General features: G+C 30.8%; 13 protein-coding genes and 1 tRNA gene. 1 reads left to right on the top strand and 13 read right to left on the bottom strand.

Features of this window, described 5'->3' with window-relative positions:
* Positions 1-134 precede the first annotated feature (134 nt).
* The 11 genes from V2W16_RS05695 to rpe (V2W16_RS05645) form a co-directional block, all read right to left on the bottom strand.
* A tRNA-Arg gene (locus V2W16_RS05695) sits at positions 135-211 on the bottom strand.
* Positions 212-384: 173 nt separating this feature from the next.
* Positions 385-1,689: a PTS galactitol transporter subunit IIC gene (locus tag V2W16_RS05690; RefSeq protein WP_329382900.1), complete on the bottom strand. Its 1,305-nt coding sequence runs from the start codon at positions 1,687-1,689 to the stop codon at positions 385-387.
* Positions 1,690-1,775: 86 nt separating this feature from the next.
* Complete coding sequence (locus V2W16_RS05685) at positions 1,776-2,060, bottom strand: PTS sugar transporter subunit IIB (RefSeq protein WP_138268904.1); 285 nt, start codon at positions 2,058-2,060, stop codon at positions 1,776-1,778.
* A 276-nt stretch (positions 2,061-2,336) separates the two neighbouring features.
* Positions 2,337-2,717: a hypothetical protein gene (locus V2W16_RS05680; RefSeq protein ID WP_329382897.1), complete on the bottom strand. Its 381-nt coding sequence runs from the start codon at positions 2,715-2,717 to the stop codon at positions 2,337-2,339.
* A gap of 1 nt (position 2,718) precedes the next feature.
* The gene (locus V2W16_RS05675) at positions 2,719-3,480 is read right to left on the bottom strand and encodes an SDR family NAD(P)-dependent oxidoreductase (RefSeq protein WP_329382894.1); all 762 of its coding nucleotides are present in this window, start codon (positions 3,478-3,480) and stop codon (positions 2,719-2,721) included.
* Positions 3,481-3,656: 176 nt separating this feature from the next.
* The gene (locus tag V2W16_RS05670) at positions 3,657-4,709 is read right to left on the bottom strand and encodes a zinc-dependent alcohol dehydrogenase (RefSeq protein WP_329382891.1); all 1,053 of its coding nucleotides are present in this window, start codon (positions 4,707-4,709) and stop codon (positions 3,657-3,659) included.
* Positions 4,710-4,729: 20 nt separating this feature from the next.
* Positions 4,730-5,404: a ribulose-phosphate 3-epimerase gene (gene rpe / locus V2W16_RS05665; RefSeq protein ID WP_138268908.1), complete on the bottom strand. Its 675-nt coding sequence runs from the start codon at positions 5,402-5,404 to the stop codon at positions 4,730-4,732.
* A gap of 1 nt (position 5,405) precedes the next feature.
* Positions 5,406-6,089 (bottom strand): ribulose-phosphate 3-epimerase, encoded by a 684-nt coding sequence (gene rpe / locus V2W16_RS05660; protein WP_329382887.1) that lies wholly within the window; start codon positions 6,087-6,089, stop codon positions 5,406-5,408.
* Between the two features lie 142 nt (positions 6,090-6,231).
* Positions 6,232-6,711, bottom strand: a complete 480-nt coding sequence (locus tag V2W16_RS05655; RefSeq protein WP_329382884.1) for an RpiB/LacA/LacB family sugar-phosphate isomerase — start codon at positions 6,709-6,711, stop codon at positions 6,232-6,234.
* Entirely contained in the window at positions 6,711-7,784 is a 1,074-nt protein-coding gene (locus V2W16_RS05650) for a galactitol-1-phosphate 5-dehydrogenase (RefSeq protein ID WP_329382881.1), read from the bottom strand. The genes V2W16_RS05655 and V2W16_RS05650 overlap by 1 nt, the downstream gene beginning before the upstream one ends.
* 31 nt (positions 7,785-7,815) lie before the next feature.
* Positions 7,816-8,463, bottom strand: a complete 648-nt coding sequence (gene rpe, locus V2W16_RS05645; RefSeq protein ID WP_329382878.1) for a ribulose-phosphate 3-epimerase — start codon at positions 8,461-8,463, stop codon at positions 7,816-7,818.
* A 246-nt stretch (positions 8,464-8,709) separates the two neighbouring features.
* On the opposite strand from rpe (V2W16_RS05645), the gene mnmL reads away from it, so the two are divergent.
* Complete coding sequence (mnmL, locus tag V2W16_RS05640; RefSeq protein WP_329382875.1) at positions 8,710-9,654, top strand: tRNA modification radical SAM protein MnmL/YtqA; 945 nt, start codon at positions 8,710-8,712, stop codon at positions 9,652-9,654.
* A 117-nt stretch (positions 9,655-9,771) separates the two neighbouring features.
* Here mnmL and V2W16_RS05635 read toward each other — a convergent pair whose 3' ends face one another.
* Together V2W16_RS05635 and V2W16_RS05630 are read right to left on the bottom strand one after the other, a co-directional pair.
* Entirely contained in the window at positions 9,772-10,383 is a 612-nt protein-coding gene (locus tag V2W16_RS05635; protein WP_138268914.1) for a KpsF/GutQ family sugar-phosphate isomerase, read from the bottom strand.
* Between the two features lie 381 nt (positions 10,384-10,764).
* A complete protein-coding gene (locus V2W16_RS05630) occupies positions 10,765-18,792 on the bottom strand; it encodes a Cna B-type domain-containing protein (protein WP_329382870.1) in 8,028 nt (2,675 codons plus the stop codon).
* Positions 18,793-19,275: the final 483 nt, after the last annotated feature.

The raw sequence follows: 19,275 nt of genomic DNA, 5'->3' as shown, positions 1-19,275 counted from the left end.
TTATAATATTTTTCATATTTTGTCAAATATTTACTATATTTTTCATATTTCTTTAAATTATTTTATAATTTATTTACTTCTATAAATAACAACTTTTAATAAAAAAAAACACCTCAAAGGTGTTTAATTTCAGATGGCGCGCCCTGGAAGATTCGAACCCCCGGCCTTTTGATCCGTAGTCAAACGCTCTATCCAGCTGAGCTAAGGGCGCATATATAATATTTTTTAGTAATACATATACATGACATTTGTATTACTTATCTATTATACCATAAGTTTAATTTTTTGCAATATTATTTTAATAATAAAAAAGGGTTCTCAACTGAGAACCCTTTGGGTGTGACCAGATTAAGTTATTTTACTAAAAATTAATTAATATTTAAATTAAACTAATAATGCTTTAGCAATCATGAATGGGAACCAAGTAATCCATTGAGCACCTAAAGCGATGTTTGAAAGTTGTGTTGCACCTTCAGGAATTGTTAAGTTTGCAGCACCTGCTAAAGATGTCATAACGTCTGCAGCATATGTAGAGAACCATAAGTAAATAGCACACATAATGATTACTTCGATTAAGCCTCTGAATAAGTTACCTTTGTTTGGTAATACAGCACAGATTACGTAGAATGGTAAAGCAGCTAAGTCAGCTAATGGTAGTAAAGAGTTGTATGGAAGAACAACAGCTTCTACTAAGATAATAGGAATAGCTAATAGACCTAAAGAAATTACGAATGGATGTCCTGTTGCAACAGCAGCATCAAGACCAATGTAAAGTTCTCTACCAGGGAATCTCTTTTCAAGGAATGCTTGAGTCATTTCAGAGATTGGCATTAAACCTTCCATAAGTAATGCAACCATTCTAGGGATAAGTACTAATACAGCAGCGATGTTCATACCAACGATAAGAATTTGTTGGATAGCTGTACCTACATTAACTTGTGGAGCTGTAAATTGAGCTAAAGCTGATAAGAATCCACCGATAATGAATCCCATCATCATAGGTTCACCTAATAAACCAAGTTTTTCAGCGATACCTTCACTTGTCCAGCTGATGTCTTTGATTCCAGGGATCATACCTAATAATTTATCTAATGGGTATGTAACGATACAGTTACACATAGATTGGATATGAGGTAATGAAATACCTTCAAGACCAAAGATTTCAGCACAGTCAGCTTGTGTCCAGTCAGCTACGATAAAGATAATAGCCATCATGATAACAGCTTGACCGATAGCAAAAGCCCAAGAAAGTGGAGAGTTACCACAGATTAATAGGATAGCTGAAGCTGTAAATAATACATGCCAGTAGTTCCAGATATCAACGTCCATTGTTTTTGTCCAGCCTAACATAATCATAACGATGTTTGTTAAGATTACAGCTAAGAATACGAATGGAACAGCTTCTGTTGACCAAGCGATAGCTGAACCAGCAGCCCAACCAACGTCAACAGCTGTTAATTTGAAGTTTAAGTTTTCAACTAATGCGTTAGCAACTGGTGTAACTGTGCTAGACATAATACCGATAACAGCATTAAGTCCGATGAAACCAACACCGAAAGTCATACCAGCTCTTAAAGCTTCACCAAATTTAGCGCCCATTACAAGACCTAAAATTGTAAAGATAATAGGCATCATTACTGATGCACCCATGTCAATTATATAACTAAATATACTTGTTACGACTTGCATTGTTTTTCTCCTTTAAAATTAAAATTGTTTGTTTTCTATGTTAAATATTCCCGCCTACGTAAATGTTCTTATAATACCTAATGAATTTAACTTTTTAATGTTTCCAATAATTCATCAATACATTCTTGTAACTTAATACCTGTTAAGAATGCCCTTCCGTTAATTGTTTTGCAAGGGAATGTTCCAGGCAAATCACAAGTTCCTATTACCAAATCAGGTAATATTTCATTTGCTTTAGAAGCAGCATCGGCAGCTTTACACTGAACCGTTTTTACTTCAATATTATTTTGTTCGCAAAGTCTTTTTACTTTTTTGGCAACGACTGTAGAAGTAGCAATTGCTGTTCCACAAGCCACCAATATTGTTTTCATATCTAATCACCCCCGATTAAATCTGTAAGCGAAAAATATTCTAACCTAATTAATTATTTAATATTAAATTGTCAAGCATCTCGATAATCTATCGAAAGGTTTTCATTATTGTTACAATAAAACATCAATGAAACTTTGTTACAATAATAGTATAATACTTTAACTTTAATTTGTCAATAAAATATAAAAGTAAAACAACAAATTAAATTACGTTAATATATATTATCTAAAATCAATAATATTACTATTCACATAAAAATAGGGAGAATGTTCTCCCTATTTTATATAAAGCAATAAAAACATCAATAAAATAGCAACTACACTCACATAAAATGAAAATCGTGCCATAGATAGAGCCTGATCAACCTTTTTTTCTAACATGGATATTCTTCTTTCCATTAAATCATAAATATCCAATGTTTGATTTTTAGCTTTTTCAGCTTCTTCTTCTTTTAAAAGGTCTATGGGATTAATACCAACGTTACCACCTATTAAAGGAGCAAAAGCCCTTTTTCTTAAACTTTTCTTATAGCTGGCAAGTATTTTTCTTCTATCTTCTCCACTTGTCGAATCTAAATGAAACTCTTTATCTTCGTTTTTATTCTCTTCGTTCAAATTATCTTTTTCTTTAATATCTATATCTTTGTTTGTATCCATATTATACACTTAAGCTTCTTCCGCCGTCAGCAATAATAACTTCACCATGGATGAATGAAGGTGTATTTAAGAAGTAAACTATATCAGCAACTTCTGTAACATCCATAAATCTTCCTAGAGGAACTGAATCTTTTCTCTTTTGTAAAGCTTCTGGATCATCTTTGAATCTTTCAGCCATAAGTGGTGTCATAATTAATGTTGGAGCAACTGCATTGATTCTTAAACCTGTATCACCGAAGAATCTTGCAAAACTTCTTGTCATAGAAACTACAGCACCTTTACTTGCAGCGTATACAACGCTTCCGCCACCACCAGTAAATGCAGCTGTTGAAGCAACGTTAACTACTGAAGGAACTTGATCTTGTTCTTTAGCTTTAAGTAATAAGTCAAGTAAAGAAATAATCATATGGAAAGGACCATTTACGTTAATTCCCATTGTTCTTTGGAATAAAACTGGGTCTAAGCTGATTTCTTTTGGATCTCCACCAGGTCCGATCGCAGCATTGTTAACTAATGTTGTTAAATAACCGTATTCTTTTTCAACTAATTCAGCAACTTTTTTGCAATCATCTAAATTAGAGATATCGCATTTTACAGCATAAACTGTAGCGCCTTTTTCTTGTAATTCTTTTTGAGTTTCAAGCATACCAGCTTCATCATAGTCTACGATAATAACTTCGTAACCTTCTTTAATAAATTTTTCACAAATAGCTTTACCAATACCTTTGGCTCCGCCTGTAATAACTACATTTTTCTTAGCCATTATTATTTCACTCTCCTAAACATTGTATTTTGTTGTCATTATTATATAGCATATGAACATTAATGTCAATTACTATTGTAATTTTTATATTTAGCTAATGACAATTGTAACAATTTAAACTTTTTCATTATTTTGACCACATATAAAAAAAAGGTGCTTAAAGCACCTTTTTTTAACTATTTCATTTCTGGGTCAAATAATACTTTGAAACCTGTTACGTTAGCAGCTTTGTTGAAAGCTTCTTCCCAATCTTCAAGTTTCATAACGTCAGATACTAAAGGTTTAATATTGATTTTGCCTGCAGCAACTAAATCAATAGCTCTTCTCCAAGCTGTTGGTTTTTGAGAAAGTGTACCTTGGATTCTGATTTCTTTTTCTTGAATTCTACCTAAATCTAAGTAGTCTGGAGATGGACCATGGAATACGCCCATTTGAGAAATTGTACCAGTTTTCTTAACGATGTCAAGACATGTATTTAATGATGGATAAGCACCTGAAGCTTCAACAACAACATCAGCACCATAGCCATCTGTTAAATCCATAACAAGAGCTTTTAAGTCTTCTTCTTGTTGGTTTACACAGTAATCAATACCTAATGTTTTAGCGATTTCTAATCTGTGTTTATCTTGGTTGATACCTGTTAATACAACTGTTGAGTTGTTTGCTTTAGCAGCTAAAGCAGCAAGTGTACCGATTGGTCCAGGACCACAAACTACAACAACTTCGTCAGCATGTGTAGTAGTTGTTTCTCTAACAGCATGGATACCACAAGCTAATACTTCGATTAAAGCACCTTCTTCAAAGCTCATGTTATCTGGCATTGGGATACAGCTTGTTGAAGGAACTTCTACGTATTCAGCGAAACATCCGTTCTTTTTAGAACCGATACCTAATCTTTCGATACATACGTTTGTGTTACCTACTGCACAGTTTTTACATTTACCACATACTTTATATGTAGTCATAACAACAACTCTGTCACCAACTTTAACATCAGTAACATCTTCACCTAATTTATCAACAACACCACAACCTTCATGTCCGATAATTACAGGAAGTTCACCTAATCTATCAGAACCGAATTTCCAGTAAGCTAAGTCTGTAGCACAGATACCGCCTCTTTTTACTTTAACTCTTACATATCCTCTTTTAGGTTCTGGAACAGGGAACTCTCTAAGTTCAAGTTGTCTGTCTTCATTTAGGCATAAGCCTCTCATCATTTCACTCATTTGAATTGTACCTCTTTCTTTTATTTTACTGAGTCTTTCATTTTTTGAATAAGCTCTTTATAATCAGCATCATCACCTTTAAAGATAGATGATGTTCCTGCCACTAAAACATCTGCGCCTGCTTTTACGCAGTTTGGAATTGTATTTTCATTAATATTTCCATCAACGGCTATCATTAAATCCGGATTTCTGTCATTTGCCATTTTTCTTATATTTTCAATTTTACCAAGAGTTTGTTTGATAAATTTTTGACCGGCAAATCCAGGAGAAACCGTCATTGCAAGAACAATGTCGATATCGTCGATTAAATATTCAAGTGCATCTTCATTTGTTGCAGGATTTAATGCAACACCTGTTTTTACACCCATTCTTTTAATATCTCTTAATACTCTGTGTATATGTATAGTACTTTCAGGATGAACGTGAATAAAGTCATTTTCATCTAAAATACTACATAATTTTTCAATATGTTTTTCAGGATGGAACATTGCAAGATGAACATCGAAAGGAATTTTTGTTTTCTTTTTCATATGTTCAAGCATATATATACCCATAGCTATATTTTCAACATAATGTCCGTCCATCATGTCAAAATGAATCATGTCTGCACCGGCTTTTTCAAGCTTTTCAAGTTCCCATCCAAACTTCATAGGGTTACCACACATAATTGACGCTGATACTTTTAAATCATTCATCTTATTTGTCCTCCCCTACTGCTTTATGTATTATATCTTTCATTTCTTTTGTTAAAGGTTTATATAAGTTTCTATCCCCTTTAAAAATAGCACTTGTTCCGCAAACATAAACATCAGCACCTGCTTTTGCACATCCAGGGATTGTTTCAGGTCCAATATTACCGTCTACTTCAATCAACAAGTCAGGATTATATTTTTCTTTCATTGCTTTTAAATCAGCAATTTTTTTGTATTGGTTTGGAATGAATTTTTCTCCTGATCCACCAGGATTAACAGTCATAAGACAAACCAAATCAATATCTTTTATAACTTCTTTTAAAACATTTAAGTTAGTAGATGGATTTAAAACAACACCAGCTTTAGCGCCGGCAGCTTTAATAGCCATAATACTTCTGTGTAAATGTTTTACCGCTTCAGCATGAATACAAATATATTCCGCTCCTGTTTTTGCGATTCTTTCATAATATACATCAGGCTCAACAACCATTAAATGAACATCAAATACCATATCAGTATATTCTTTCATTGCCTCAAGCATATAAAGCCCCATGCCTAAGTTATTTACGAATTCGCCATCCATTACATCAAAGTGAATCATATCCACGCCTGCTTCTTTAAGCGCATCTAATTCTTCGCCGTACTCAAGCGCATTTCCGCACATAATCGAAGCTGCAATCTTATCCATAAATGTTATATCCTTTCATAAAATTTATACCCTATTATTCTTACATTATTATACCTTTTTTTAATAATAGGGTCAATAATAAAAACAAAATCCTAAAGAAAAGGCAATATGTCTTCCTTAGGATTATTGTCTTAAACTAAATTTATTTTGTACGATATTTTGCTTCCATTTCAGCCATTACACCAAGTCTTTCAGTAAATCTTGGTTCTTTTGAATATTCTGTTTCAATCCAAACTTTAGCTATTTCAGCCATCATTCTTGGAGCAATAACTCTAGCGCCCATAGTTAAAATATTTAGTTTTGTATCACTTTTAGCAAATTTAGCTGTAAATAATTCGTTACATACAGCAGCTCTTGCACCTGGAACTTTATTTGCGGCAACAGACATACCGACACCGTTACCACACATTAAAATACCACCTGTTTCTCCTGTTTCATCATTAACAACTTCAAGAGCAACTTTTTCTGCTATTAAAGAGAATTGAACAGGAGGTTGTGGAGCATCAGGTCCCATATCAATAACCTTGATTCCCCAAGATTCTAATTCTTTTATAAGTAATTTTCTTTCTTCGATTGCTGCGTGATCAGAACCGATTGCAATAGTTTTAAATTGACCTTCCATTATTTTTCTACTCCTTCTGGGAAGAACATAATCTTACCAAATAATGTTTTTCTTTCAAAATTAGCTTTAAATACTTCTTCGATATCATCAAGTGCATATCTATGTGTAATGATAGGACTATAATCAATTAATCCTTTTTCAAGTGCCGCTACAGTAGAAGTCCAAGGTTTTCCTGGGAATCCTTGTTGAATAGCATTCCAAGAACCATATACAGTAAGTTCGCTTCTGCCGATTTTTTCAAAGTATTCTCTTGGAATATTAACATCTCCGTAAGGAATACCTAAGTATAATACTTTAGCACCTTTACATCCAAGACCAAGTACTTGAGCAGATGTGATTGGAGTTCCGCCTGATTCAATAACAACATCAGCACCTCTTCCGTTTGTCACTTCAAGTACACCGTTTCTTGCTGAATTATAATCATCTATTTTAGATAATACTACATCTGTAGCACCGCATTGTTTAGCCCATTCAAGTTTTTCTTCCATAATATCAATTGCAATAATTCTTTTAGCACCGAATACTTTTGCAACTAAGATTGAAAGTAATCCGATAGGACCACAACCCATAACAGCTACATCATCTCCAGGTTGCATCTTTGTTTTATATAAACCATGATATACAACAGCTGTAGGTTCGATAACAGCAGCTTGTTCATATGTTACATTGTCAGGAATTGGAACAACGTTAACTTCTGGCATTGTAATATATTCAGCATAAGCACCATCTCTTACAGCACCTATAACTTCAAGAGTCATACATCTTGCATATTCGCCTTTTTTACAATATTCACATTCAAAGCAAGGAAGAGCAGGACAAGCAGTTACTCTGTCTCCAGCTTTAAATTTAGTAACGCCTTCACCAACAGCTTCGATTTGTCCACTAAATTCATGACCAAATGTAAAGATTCCTTTTTCAGGGAATTTTGGTCCGTGGCTACGATATCTTGATAAGTCTGAACCACAAATACCAACAGCTTTAACTTTAATTAAAACTTCACCAGGTTTTGCTTCAGGTTTTGGAACATCTTCTAATCTTAAGTCTTGAACTCCATATAGTCTTGCAGCTTTCATTTTATTTCATCTCCTTATTAATTAAATAAAATTATTTCTCAGCAGCTTCTCTTAAAGCTTGTAAATTCTTTTCAACATCTCCTGTAAATGCGAAAGAACCAGCAACAATTACGTTCGCACCAGCATCTACAAACTCTTTAACATTTTCAGTATTTATACCACCATCGATTTCGATGTCAATATCTCTGTCGCCAATCATTTCTTTAAGTTCTCTAACTTTTTCAACCATACCCATGATGCATTTTCCACCGCCACCACCTGGGTTAACAGTCATTAATAGAACCATATCAATATCATCTAAAACATATTTAAGTACATCAAGTGGAGTTGCAGGATTTAAAACAACACCGCATTTAACACCAAAAGATTTAATAAGCATTAAACTTCTGTGTAAATGAGTTGTAGCTTCAGCATGAACAGTAATCATTTGAGCTCCTGCTTTAACGATTCTTTCAATGTATCTATCTGGTTCTCTAACCATCATATGCACATCAAAGAATAAGTCTGTATTTGGTCTTAACATAGCAATTTGATCTGGACCAAATGCGATATTTGGAACATAGTTCCCATCCATTACATCAATATGTAACATTTCTACTTTACAGTCTTCAACAGCTTTAATTTGTTCGTTTAATCTACCGAAATCAGCTCCGAAAATTGAAGGTGATAATTTTACCATTTTTCTTTTCTCCTTTATTAATTCTATTTGTTTCTATCTACAATATATTATAAGCATTAATGTAAAATTTTCAAGCACTTTTCATTATTTTCCAAAAGAAACAAAAAAAAAATATTTTTACATCTTTTCATTAGTGAAAAATAGTATTTTCACCTTGGAAAATGACAATTTATATAAAAAATTTAAAGTTTTATTTACATAATCTTTCATATTGTAAATAAAATTTTTTAATGATATTATATTTTTATGAAAGAAAAAAATAATAAAAAATGGGGAGAAAAGCCTTATTTTTCCCTTGATTACATGTTAAAAGAAAAGTTTAATAAAAAAGTTTATAAAGTATCAATTAATGCTGGAATGACATGTCCAAACAGAGACGGAAAAATAGATACAAGAGGATGTATATTTTGTAGCATGGGAGGAAGCGGCGACTTTGCAGGTAAAAGTAAAGAAGATATACAAACTCAAATTAATAATCAAATAGAAATAATGAAAAACAAATCAACTGTATCTGACTTCATAGCATACTTTCAAGCCTATACAAATACTTATGCTTCAATTGATTACCTAAAAAAAGTTTACACAGAAGCAATATCCCACCCCAATATTATTGCACTTTCTATAGCAACAAGACCGGACTGTTTAGATGACAAGATTATCGAGCTTATAAGCAAATTAAACAAAATAAAACCTGTTTGGATAGAACTTGGTCTTCAAACCATACATGAAAAAACTGCAAAATATATAAGAAGAGGATATGATCTCAATTGCTTTGAAAATGCGGTAAATAAGCTAAGAAAAGAAAATATAGATGTTATTGTTCATGCTATTTTAGGACTTCCCGGAGAAGATAGGAAAGATATAATAGAAACAATAGAATACTTAAACAAAAGAGATATACAAGGAATAAAACTCCAACTTCTTCATGTTCTAAAAAACACGGATCTTGCAAAAGATTATATGGAAAATAAATTTAAAGTTTATACAATGGAAGAATACATTGATACTGTAATTGACTGTGTTGAACATTTAAGAGAAGATATCGTAATTCATAGAATAACAGGAGATGGACCTAAGAAAATACTTATTGCTCCTATTTGGAGTGGAAACAAAAAGAAAGTATTAAATACACTGCACCATGAATTCAAAACTAGAGAAGCATATCAAGGCAAAAAATATAATAAAAATTAATTATGTATTTAAAAACCTATTTGAATTTACTTATTTTATTTTTTATAAATATAGTAATCAATATAAAAATAATAAATAAAACAAAAAACACACTACAAACATGTAGTGTGTTTTTAATTATTTTTCAAATTCTTCTTTTAATTTTTCGCCCCAAGCGCCACCTTGATGATAGAAAAGAACTTGTTCTCTTGTAACGCCTCTGATTTCTTCACTTACCATAGCTAAAGCATCACCCATCGCAAGAGTATTTGTTGTTGAAGTTGTCGCATTTACACCGGTTGGACAAGCTTCTTTTTCTACTCCTATATATAATGCAACATCACATTGTTTTGCAAGTGTAGATTCGGTATTCCCTGTTAAACAAATCGCTTTTGCACCAATTGTTTTTGCTGAAGGAATAACTAATTCTTTTAAAATATTTGTTTCTCCACTATTTGAAATCGCAATAATAAGGTCATTTGGCTGAATAGCACCAATATCTCCGTTTTCACAGTTGTAAGCACTTAAGAAAAATGCAGGTTTACCTGTACAACAAAGAGTTGCAGCGATTTTTCTACTAATTAAACCTGATTTTCCTGTTCCTGTTAAAATTATTTTACCTTTACAATCAGTTATCATTTCTACGGCTTTAACAAAGTTATCATCAAGAGAGTCCATTAATCTTCCAAGTTCATATCTCTCCATTTCAATAACTTTTTTACCTTTTGATATTATTTCGTTTTTTTCCATGATAAACCATTCCTTTTCTGTATTTATATAAATACATTATATCAATTTTAATGTTTTTTTCAATATGTTTCGATTACTTTCAAAACGAAACTGGAAAATATTACCACTTGATAAAAGTTTTATTAAAATCTTATACTTTTTATATTACGAAAAGAAAAAAATAATAATTTTTTTTAATAATATTTTAATCAATCTACAAAAATCACTTTAAAAACAAATTATTTTATTATTTAAAATATTTAATGAGTAATAAAAAATAAAGCTTCTCTTTAGCCATTTTTTTTGAAAAACAATCTTTAATTTACATGAAAAATTTAATTAAATAAGCAACAAAAGAAAAAAGAGAGAGGGGGGACTTCTCTCCTTTTTCTTTTATTTATCCTATTTTTTCAAACGATGATTGCTAATTAATTTACTCCCTGCGAGGAAAATCACAAGAAGCGAGAATAATATTCCAAACATGTATAGATTAATATTATTCATATCGAAAGTTGCAGCACTATCTGCTTTGTCTATATCATCAAATATCTTTTCTTCATTATTAACTACAACTACATTCCTATAATTTGTTATGGTATAACCGTCATAACTTACTTCATATCCATCAGGAATATCAACTTCTTTTAATGTATATATAATTCTCTTATTTAATGAATTATATTCAGGTAAATTTTCAAATACATATTCCCATATATTGCCTTTTCCATTTAAGGTTGCTTCGTCAACTTTTACATTATCTGCATAAAGTTCAACCTTAATATTTTTAGGACGTACTTTATCATAATTATCCATATCATCCCAAACCTTTTTAATAGGAATGTTTATGGTATCATTTAATGTATTTGTAATATTATATCCATCATAAGTTACGGCATATTCATCAGGAACAACTTCTTCAACTTCATAAGTGTACTCTTTTCCACTATCATCAGTCACAAGAAGCCCTTCAAATTTATATTCCCATTCATCGCCATCTTTGCTTATCCATATAGGTTCAAAATCAAGCTTAACTTTATCTTTTCCGTCTATACTTCTAAATATATTAATTTGTATATCTTCAGGTCTTGTATTGTAAGCATTTGAACTGTCAAGCCATGTTTTTTTACCGGATATTTCTTTTTTACCTATATTGGTTATTGTTGTTTTACCATTCTCATCATTATTTAATATGCGATAATCGTAATTTTCTATACCTATTCCATCTATTGATAACTCTCTTGCATAGTAAATATATTCATTACCATTTTCATCATATTTAGGAAGAGAATTGAAGGTTGTTTTTAGGTTAGTCTTTGTAAGAAGTGCTGTCATTTGATTTGTTGTGCCGCTTTGCATTACAGGTTCAGTATTGGAATCACCAATTTCACCTATTGCCCTATAAAGTCCTACTCTTACAATACCTTGTTTTGCGGAATCTACCCCATACCATACTTTTTCAACACTATAAGAAGTTGATTCGACATTTGTAAACTCAAACTGAGTATAACTATCTATGGAAACTTCATTTGTACTTTCTTGAACATATCCGCTTGGTACTGTTTCAAAAACTTTATATTGAGTATGCCCATTTGCATCAAGTTTACTTCCGCTTACAACAAGAGGTAAATCGTTCCATACAGCTCTCCATTCTTCACATTCATAATAAGGTTTTGTAGGATTGCTTACAGGATTACATGTTAAAGTTACCTTTGCTTGAGTATTGAAAGATCTCCAAGTTCCATTTGAAGCAAGGTATTTTACTTCCAATGTTACATTAGTTTTTCTTGAAGATGGATTCCACTTCTTCAAAGCATAAACTTTTGTGGAATCAAGAGTATTTGTTACTTGCGTATTACTATCATAAGTTGTTGTATAAGTAATGTTATAAGTATTGTTTCCTCCATTTCCAACAATATCTTCATCTTTTACATGCCCGTCTGTTAAAGTGTAATTGCTGTCCAGTTCTCTTACCCTATATTCATATTCATTTCCGTTTACATCAGATTTTAAAAGTCCCCTTACAGTTGTTGTAACACTATTATCTTCTTCTTTATCAGTACCATATATTGTAATAACCATATCTTTACTTGTTTGATTATTTGCATGTATTTCAACATTTTCCCAGTCAGATGAAGCTGTTCTTCTTTGAACTATGAAGCTTGCTTGCCATGTATATCCACTTTGAGAGCTTTTAGGTCTTTGAGAATAAATATTATTATTATCTCCTTCCCAAATCTTCGTAAAATTAAAACTTGTTGTTTCTAATCTGTTATACATAACTCTTGTCGTATTGTTATTATATGTAGTTGAAGTATCGTTATAAGTCTGATCTTCCGTAGGAGTTCCTCTTCCATTTGCCCAATATGCAGGAGTAAACATTCCTCCGTTTACAAACTCATATGTATATGAGCTATCATTTCTTTCAATAACATTTATTGTTGTTGGACTTGATATACTGTCACTACCGTAGTGAATTGCTGTTTCTACAATTCGGTATTGAAGTCTAGTAACTTCATTATTTTGAGCATCTTTCTTAACAATAATTCTTGGAAGATTTGCATAACTTTTACTTACTCCCCATATTGTAATATCGTTTATTCTTCCGGTTAAACTTCTGTTAAATTGATAACCGTCAAATATCGCATTATAGTTTGCTTCGGCTAAATTGTCTTTAAAATATTCTTCCGCAGATTTATAAGTTTTATCCGTACTATCCATTTCACTTACTTGCAGTTCAAAATCCACTGTAAGATCAAATCCCAAATAATCATTTTCTATTATATTTCCGTCATTATCTACCCAGTTTTTACTATATGGAATACTTGTTGTTATATTATTTGACAAATTGTTCATTATTATATCATTATTGTCATTTTCTCTTCTATTTTCCGTTACTTTTCCTAAGTAACTATTACCACCTGAAGGAGAAACGATATAATTTGAATCAGCAGAAAGAGTTTCTTTCACAACATATTTCCAAACCATACCATTTGGAGCATATTTTTCAAGCTCACCCATAGCATCACCTGTAATTTCATATGTCCAATTATTTTCACCTTTTTGAGTCCAAGTTATTTTATATAGACTCTCATCAACTTTTTCTTCCGGAATTGAATTTCCTTGTCCTGGTTGTTCATTTGCATATTTATAAAGGGTAAGCTCAATATCATCAGGTCTAAATCCAAATATATCTTTATAGTCATTCCAAACTTTCGTACCTGTAATATTTACCGTATCCCTATTTGTATCAGGGGCATTTATAAATGTTGTCATAGGTGTCGGATCAAATATTGAGTTCACAGGATATAAATTTTGTGCCACATTTCCTAAGTATGTGTCGTTTTTTATACTTGAAATATTTTCAACTGCAAGGTCACTGTTAACTACCCAAGTATTAAATCCACCAAGATAATCTTTTCTTTCTTCAACAGAGTAAACATACTTTGATCCGTTCGGAGCATATATATCTAAATCTTCAAACACAATTTCTTTTTCAAGAGGATCGGTTTGTGTACCTGCATCAGAATTAAGTCCAAGCATATGTTTTAAGTTATAAGCATTTTCAACTTCACTTGATGTCCATATCTTATAAGAAACTTCTTCTTTTTCTGATGTAGTACCATCATTTTTTGTATAAGTTCGATACAAAGTAAACCTTACTCCTGGGAAAGCTTCCGGCTCGCCATTTTCATCCATTGAAAGCTCTAAAAATTTCTTTATTGAAATTTTCCCTTTTTCGCTATTATATATATTATCAATCAAATACGTATTTTCTATCGGATCATCAAATACATCTTCTTTATCCGGATTTGCACCATTAACCCAATGAATCTCTGTTTCCTTTAATTCATAAGAGTAAAGCTGTCCTTTATCGTTATATTTAGGTATTTTTTTAGCTTCACCGCTTCCACCGTAAGATACAGAACCATCTTCATTGATAATATTTTCGCCTAAATACAACACCTGGAACAAATAAGAACCTTTAGAATAAATATCAACCCAGTCTTTAACGGTTATAGTAGATACAGGAGTTCCTTCCCCACTATCTCCCGCTACTTTTTGATACAAGGTAAAGGTTACACTAGGTAAATCTTCATTTGGATAAGAAGAAGGTACTGCAGACCATATTTTCTGACCTTGAATTGTTAAATCAGAATATATTGTATTTTCAAATATTCCGCCTTCAATTAAAGCATAGTTTGCATAATCAGATATGTTTGGCTTATCTTGAACATTTGATAAATCAAGTACATAATCTTCATACTCACTATCTACTTCATCTCTTGTTCCTAAGTATATAGATTGATTTCCTGCCTCTTCATCAACAACATAATAATTTCCTACTTGATAATCAAATTTTCTAAAATCAATATTTGTTCTTTCAACAGCATAGTACATAATTTCATATCCCAACTCATCATATTTTGGAACATTATTAAAAAGTACTTTCCATTGATTAACAGGATCACTTCCTTCGATATCACTATAAATCCATCTATAGTTTGAAATATATAATGAAGTTTTTTCGGTTATATTTCCATTATCATCTTTTTCATGAGTTACTTGGTAAATATCAAGATATAAATCCATTCTATTTCCACTTTCATATGCGTACTCATCTTTCCATACTTTTTCCCATGTTAATGTTTTAGTACCTGTTAAAGAATTTGTAACATTTATATCTTGATTATCACTCGCAAAATGATCCCCTACAACATAATCACCATATGTAATGGAAGTAGAATATTGACTATACAAATCATATAAATCAGGATATTTATTTTTTATAGTTGTTAATGCTACTTCATTTCCGTTTTTATCAACCCACACTTCGCTTATTTTGTAACTAACAACAGAACCTGATCTATCATATTTTGGAAGGTTAAAGAAATAAGCTTTATTATTTTCTCCATCTGCCCATAAAATTTTTTGAGTAGAAGAAACATTATTACCTTCATTATCTTTTATAGCTACTTTATTATCAGAATTACCTATCGTTACAGTATCAGCATTATCAACACCATTCCTTGAAATATCATAATATGCTGGTATATACCCATCTTCAAAATCCAATTCTAAAACTAAAAATAATGATACATTAAATTCATTCTCTATTTTTTTTAGTTCTTTTTGGATTTCATCACGAAGAGAACCATCACCATCAGTCCAAGTTTTTTCTACAGTTAGATTAATATTTCCAAGTCTTCTGTTAACAGCTTTATATATCTTTTCTCCATCTATTTCTTCACTTGTATATTTAACATCATATTTATGATACTTTGTTTGATATTGAATTGATGTATAATTACTATCACCTTCACCTTCATATTCATTAGGAGGTATTGGATTATCATAGTTAGGAGTATCTCCTTGATCCATAAAATATGTATCTAAAGGAATATCTGTATCCCCTACCTTTGTTTCTAAAATATATACATCATCTTCATCTAAATTACCTATACCAACATATTTAAACCAAACCCCATCCCCTAAGGTAACTTCATTTATTTTTTCATTAGTTTTTCTGTTGTATACTGAAATTGTAACATTTTCTCTATGAGCAATATCACTATCATCTATCCAGCCTTTTGTAACTAAAATATGATTTCCAGGACCAGGTGCATTAATAATCGTAGACTCATATCCTTCAAGAGTCCTTATTGTTTCCATATTAGGTAGATATGTATTTTTTGCTTCCATAAGTACATATTCATACTGCATCCCCTGTTCATTAAATTCTCTTAAAGGAGTAACTCTAACCATCCAAGGAGAAATTTCTTGTGCATAAATGCCAAGCTCTTTATTTACCAATGTTTTTTCATCATCTACAACACCGTCTATATCAAACGTTGCAATTGGATCTTTATATGTATATTCATTATTTAACATTTGATATATTTTAAAAGAAACTGTTGTACCTTCAGGAGGCTCTGTCTTTTCTCCCTCTGCATTAACCCATTGTTTTATTACATCATATTTAATTGTATTTGCAATTGTATTTGTAATAATTGTATTTTGAGGATTATCTTCATCAATAGAAGGTGTAGAAATAAAGTCAATATCTCTTCCATCCAAATTTAATGTAAAAGAACCCGTTCCATCAGTGTTAGGTCTATAAATGTTTTCTCCATTATCTACAAATACACCACTCTCAACCCATCTATACTCAAGTTCTCTACCTAAATTATCATACTTAGACATTTTCTTTGTTTTAGTATCGGTTAAGTTTTCTGCATAAAAGTCACTCATTACCAGAGTTTGTGATGTATTAGTCCATGTTTCTTGACCTTTTACACGTTTTTGTAATGTAAATTCAACGCTCACATTATCAAAGCCTGACTGGAATGAAGAAGCTTCCCAAATTTTTGTAACCTGAGTTGTAATACTGCCTTTTATTCTATTTGTAATTACACCACCATTATATATAAAATCATTATTACCTACTCTATCTGAAGTATTAGAAGTATCTTTTATTTCTCCATTTATATCGACTCTGTCTGTAATATTTCCACTTTGATCAATACGTCCAAATACTTGCTCATAATTTCCGGCATTATCTCCTTCAAGATACTCTCTTAAAACATAAAAATATTCATATCCTTCAGAATCATATTTTGGAAGTTCACGGCTTCCATTCAATTCAAATATTAAAGTTTGTTCATCAGTATTATTATTTAACGCAATTTCAACCATTGATCCATCATTATTTCTTACAACAGAAGCTGTTGAAAAAGATGTACCTTCACGATATCTCCACAATTGGAAAATACCACTTGGTCGATTTTTCTTCGTTTCAGCAGAACCGTCATCAAGCCAAATTTTTGTTGCTTCATATGTTTTTTTACCAGTTAGAGTTAATATTACGGTTCCTTCACTATAAAGTTTATCTATTTTTGATCCATAATTTGGAGAAGAAGAATTATCATAACTTACAGACAAATAATCATCCTCATCAAAAGCATTTTCAACATAAACCTTGTTGTCAGCATTACCTGAACTATCAGGAATCTCTTCTATATAATAAGTAATTAAAGAGCCATCAATATTATATTTCCATGTATTATCAATAGCTAATGTCATACTGTCATCATCAGGATGTTCTGTAAAATATGTGTTTTTAAATTCAGAAAGAACATATTCTTGAGTGAATCTACCATTTCCAATATCTATCACAAGTTGAAAATCATTTAAAAGAGTATTACTAACTTCTTCCCAATGTTTATTCTCACCCATCCTTACAACGCATGTAAAACGAATATCTATTTGCAAAATATAATACCATCCAATATTATTTACAGAAGGATATTGATCATTATTTTCATCTGTTAAATTAACAACAGAATATCCGTCTATATCTTTTGGTGTTATTTCCCAGCTTACATTATAAGAAGTCTTATTTCCATAAACATCTTCATATGTAACTTTTGACGGTAAAGTTTTATTTCCTGTATAAATCGTATATACACCAACCCCCGTATTATCAACAGATAACTTTGGATAAGACTGTAACCCTATTTCACTCATATTTTGCTCTGTTAATTCTTTATAATTAACACCATCCAATGAAAACTTTAAGGTTGGTTGCAAATAAGATGTTGTACTTGGTCTTATTGAAGATTCATTTTTATTATCAACCCAAAAAATTTCTTTTGAAAAATTAGTTAAATAACTATTTATTGTAACGCTGTCTTCTATAACTTTATTTTCTAAACTGTCTTTTCCCTTTAAAGATTGTGTTATTTTATTAGTACTATCATCTGAGATTTCTTTTGTTTGCTCTTCATTTTTTGTTATTGTAATATTATTAGTACTTTTTTCTACATCAATATCCTCAATCGTACCACTATTTTCTCCCATTGCATTTACTACAATATCATTTTCATCAACATCAATTGTAAAAGGAAGTGTTAAACTGTTTGGAACATTAAATTTATATTCATAAGATAAAGAAGGCTTTTCTTTATCAAGTCCAATTACCAAATGAACACTTTTATCTTCTTCAATTTTAGGAAGTATATTATTTCCTAAAGAGTCAAGTCCATTTTCGCTATTTTCTACTTCACTTTTAAAAGCATCTTCATTTAATTTCAATCCATCTTCTGATAATATACCTAAAGCAATTGCTTCATCATTTGTCAAAACAATCTCAACACTTACAGCATTAATATCTTTGACATTATCAGTATTAAGCTTAGCTTCAATGTTAAGTATCCCTTCTTGCGAAGAAGTAATTTCACTGTTTTCAAATTCCCAATCTACATATACGTCATTAGTGTCAACTTCTTCAATTACGTTAGAATCTTTTTGTCCATTTGTATCAAAAACATCATCTTGAACTTTCGCAAAAATACTCGAGGGCAATGATGTAAAAATAATTAATAAAGACAAAAAAACACAAAACAACCTGTCTTTTAATGTTCTTTTTCGCATAACGTTCCTCCATTTCCTGTCTTTTAAATAAGTAAACAAACTAAAATACATTAACGTAAACAAAATCGAAACATGAATTATTAAAAGAAATATTTTTTAACAAAAAGACATTAAAATTTTTGTATATAAAAATATATTTATAACATTTATATACTCTTGAAATTTAAGCAACACATATTATTACAAATGAACTTAATTAAATTTGTCAGAAAATGTATACATAATGGAACAAATGAAATATATTACATAAAAGAAATTAATTTAAATAAAAAGATAAAAAAAAATAAATAATAATACTTTGTTAATTATAAATGTATTATTATCTATCTGTTACAATTTGTATATTTTATCACAATTTTAAACGTTTAACTATAGTATTTTTTTATAAAAAAACGTACTATATTAATATTAAAAATCTTATCGTTATCTATAATGAATAGTATTGAGTGTAAAAAATTTAAACAAAAAATATTTGAATACTGA

Source organism: Anaerofustis butyriciformans (assembly GCF_036289385.1).
GTDB classification, from domain to species: Bacteria; Bacillota; Clostridia; order Eubacteriales; family Anaerofustaceae; genus Anaerofustis; species Anaerofustis butyriciformans.
The sequence above is the reverse complement of the archived record's forward strand: the minus strand, read 5'-3'. Positions and strand labels throughout refer to the sequence as shown.

Coding starts and splice junctions, on each gene's coding strand:
- V2W16_RS05690 (WP_329382900.1), bottom strand. CDS start 1,689: ATGCAAGTCGTAACAAGTATATTTAGTTATATAATTGACATGGGTGCA.
- V2W16_RS05685 (WP_138268904.1), bottom strand. CDS start 2,060: ATGAAAACAATATTGGTGGCTTGTGGAACAGCAATTGCTACTTCTACA.
- V2W16_RS05680 (WP_329382897.1), bottom strand. CDS start 2,717: ATGGATACAAACAAAGATATAGATATTAAAGAAAAAGATAATTTGAAC.
- V2W16_RS05675 (WP_329382894.1), bottom strand. CDS start 3,480: ATGGCTAAGAAAAATGTAGTTATTACAGGCGGAGCCAAAGGTATTGGT.
- V2W16_RS05670 (WP_329382891.1), bottom strand. CDS start 4,709: ATGAGTGAAATGATGAGAGGCTTATGCCTAAATGAAGACAGACAACTT.
- rpe (WP_138268908.1), bottom strand. CDS start 5,404: ATGAATGATTTAAAAGTATCAGCGTCAATTATGTGTGGTAACCCTATG.
- rpe (WP_329382887.1), bottom strand. CDS start 6,089: ATGGATAAGATTGCAGCTTCGATTATGTGCGGAAATGCGCTTGAGTAC.
- V2W16_RS05655 (WP_329382884.1), bottom strand. CDS start 6,711: ATGGAAGGTCAATTTAAAACTATTGCAATCGGTTCTGATCACGCAGCA.
- V2W16_RS05650 (WP_329382881.1), bottom strand. CDS start 7,784: ATGAAAGCTGCAAGACTATATGGAGTTCAAGACTTAAGATTAGAAGAT.
- rpe (WP_329382878.1), bottom strand. CDS start 8,463: ATGGTAAAATTATCACCTTCAATTTTCGGAGCTGATTTCGGTAGATTA.
- mnmL (WP_329382875.1), top strand. CDS start 8,710: ATGAAAGAAAAAAATAATAAAAAATGGGGAGAAAAGCCTTATTTTTCC.
- V2W16_RS05635 (WP_138268914.1), bottom strand. CDS start 10,383: ATGGAAAAAAACGAAATAATATCAAAAGGTAAAAAAGTTATTGAAATG.
- V2W16_RS05630 (WP_329382870.1), bottom strand. CDS start 18,792: ATGCGAAAAAGAACATTAAAAGACAGGTTGTTTTGTGTTTTTTTGTCT.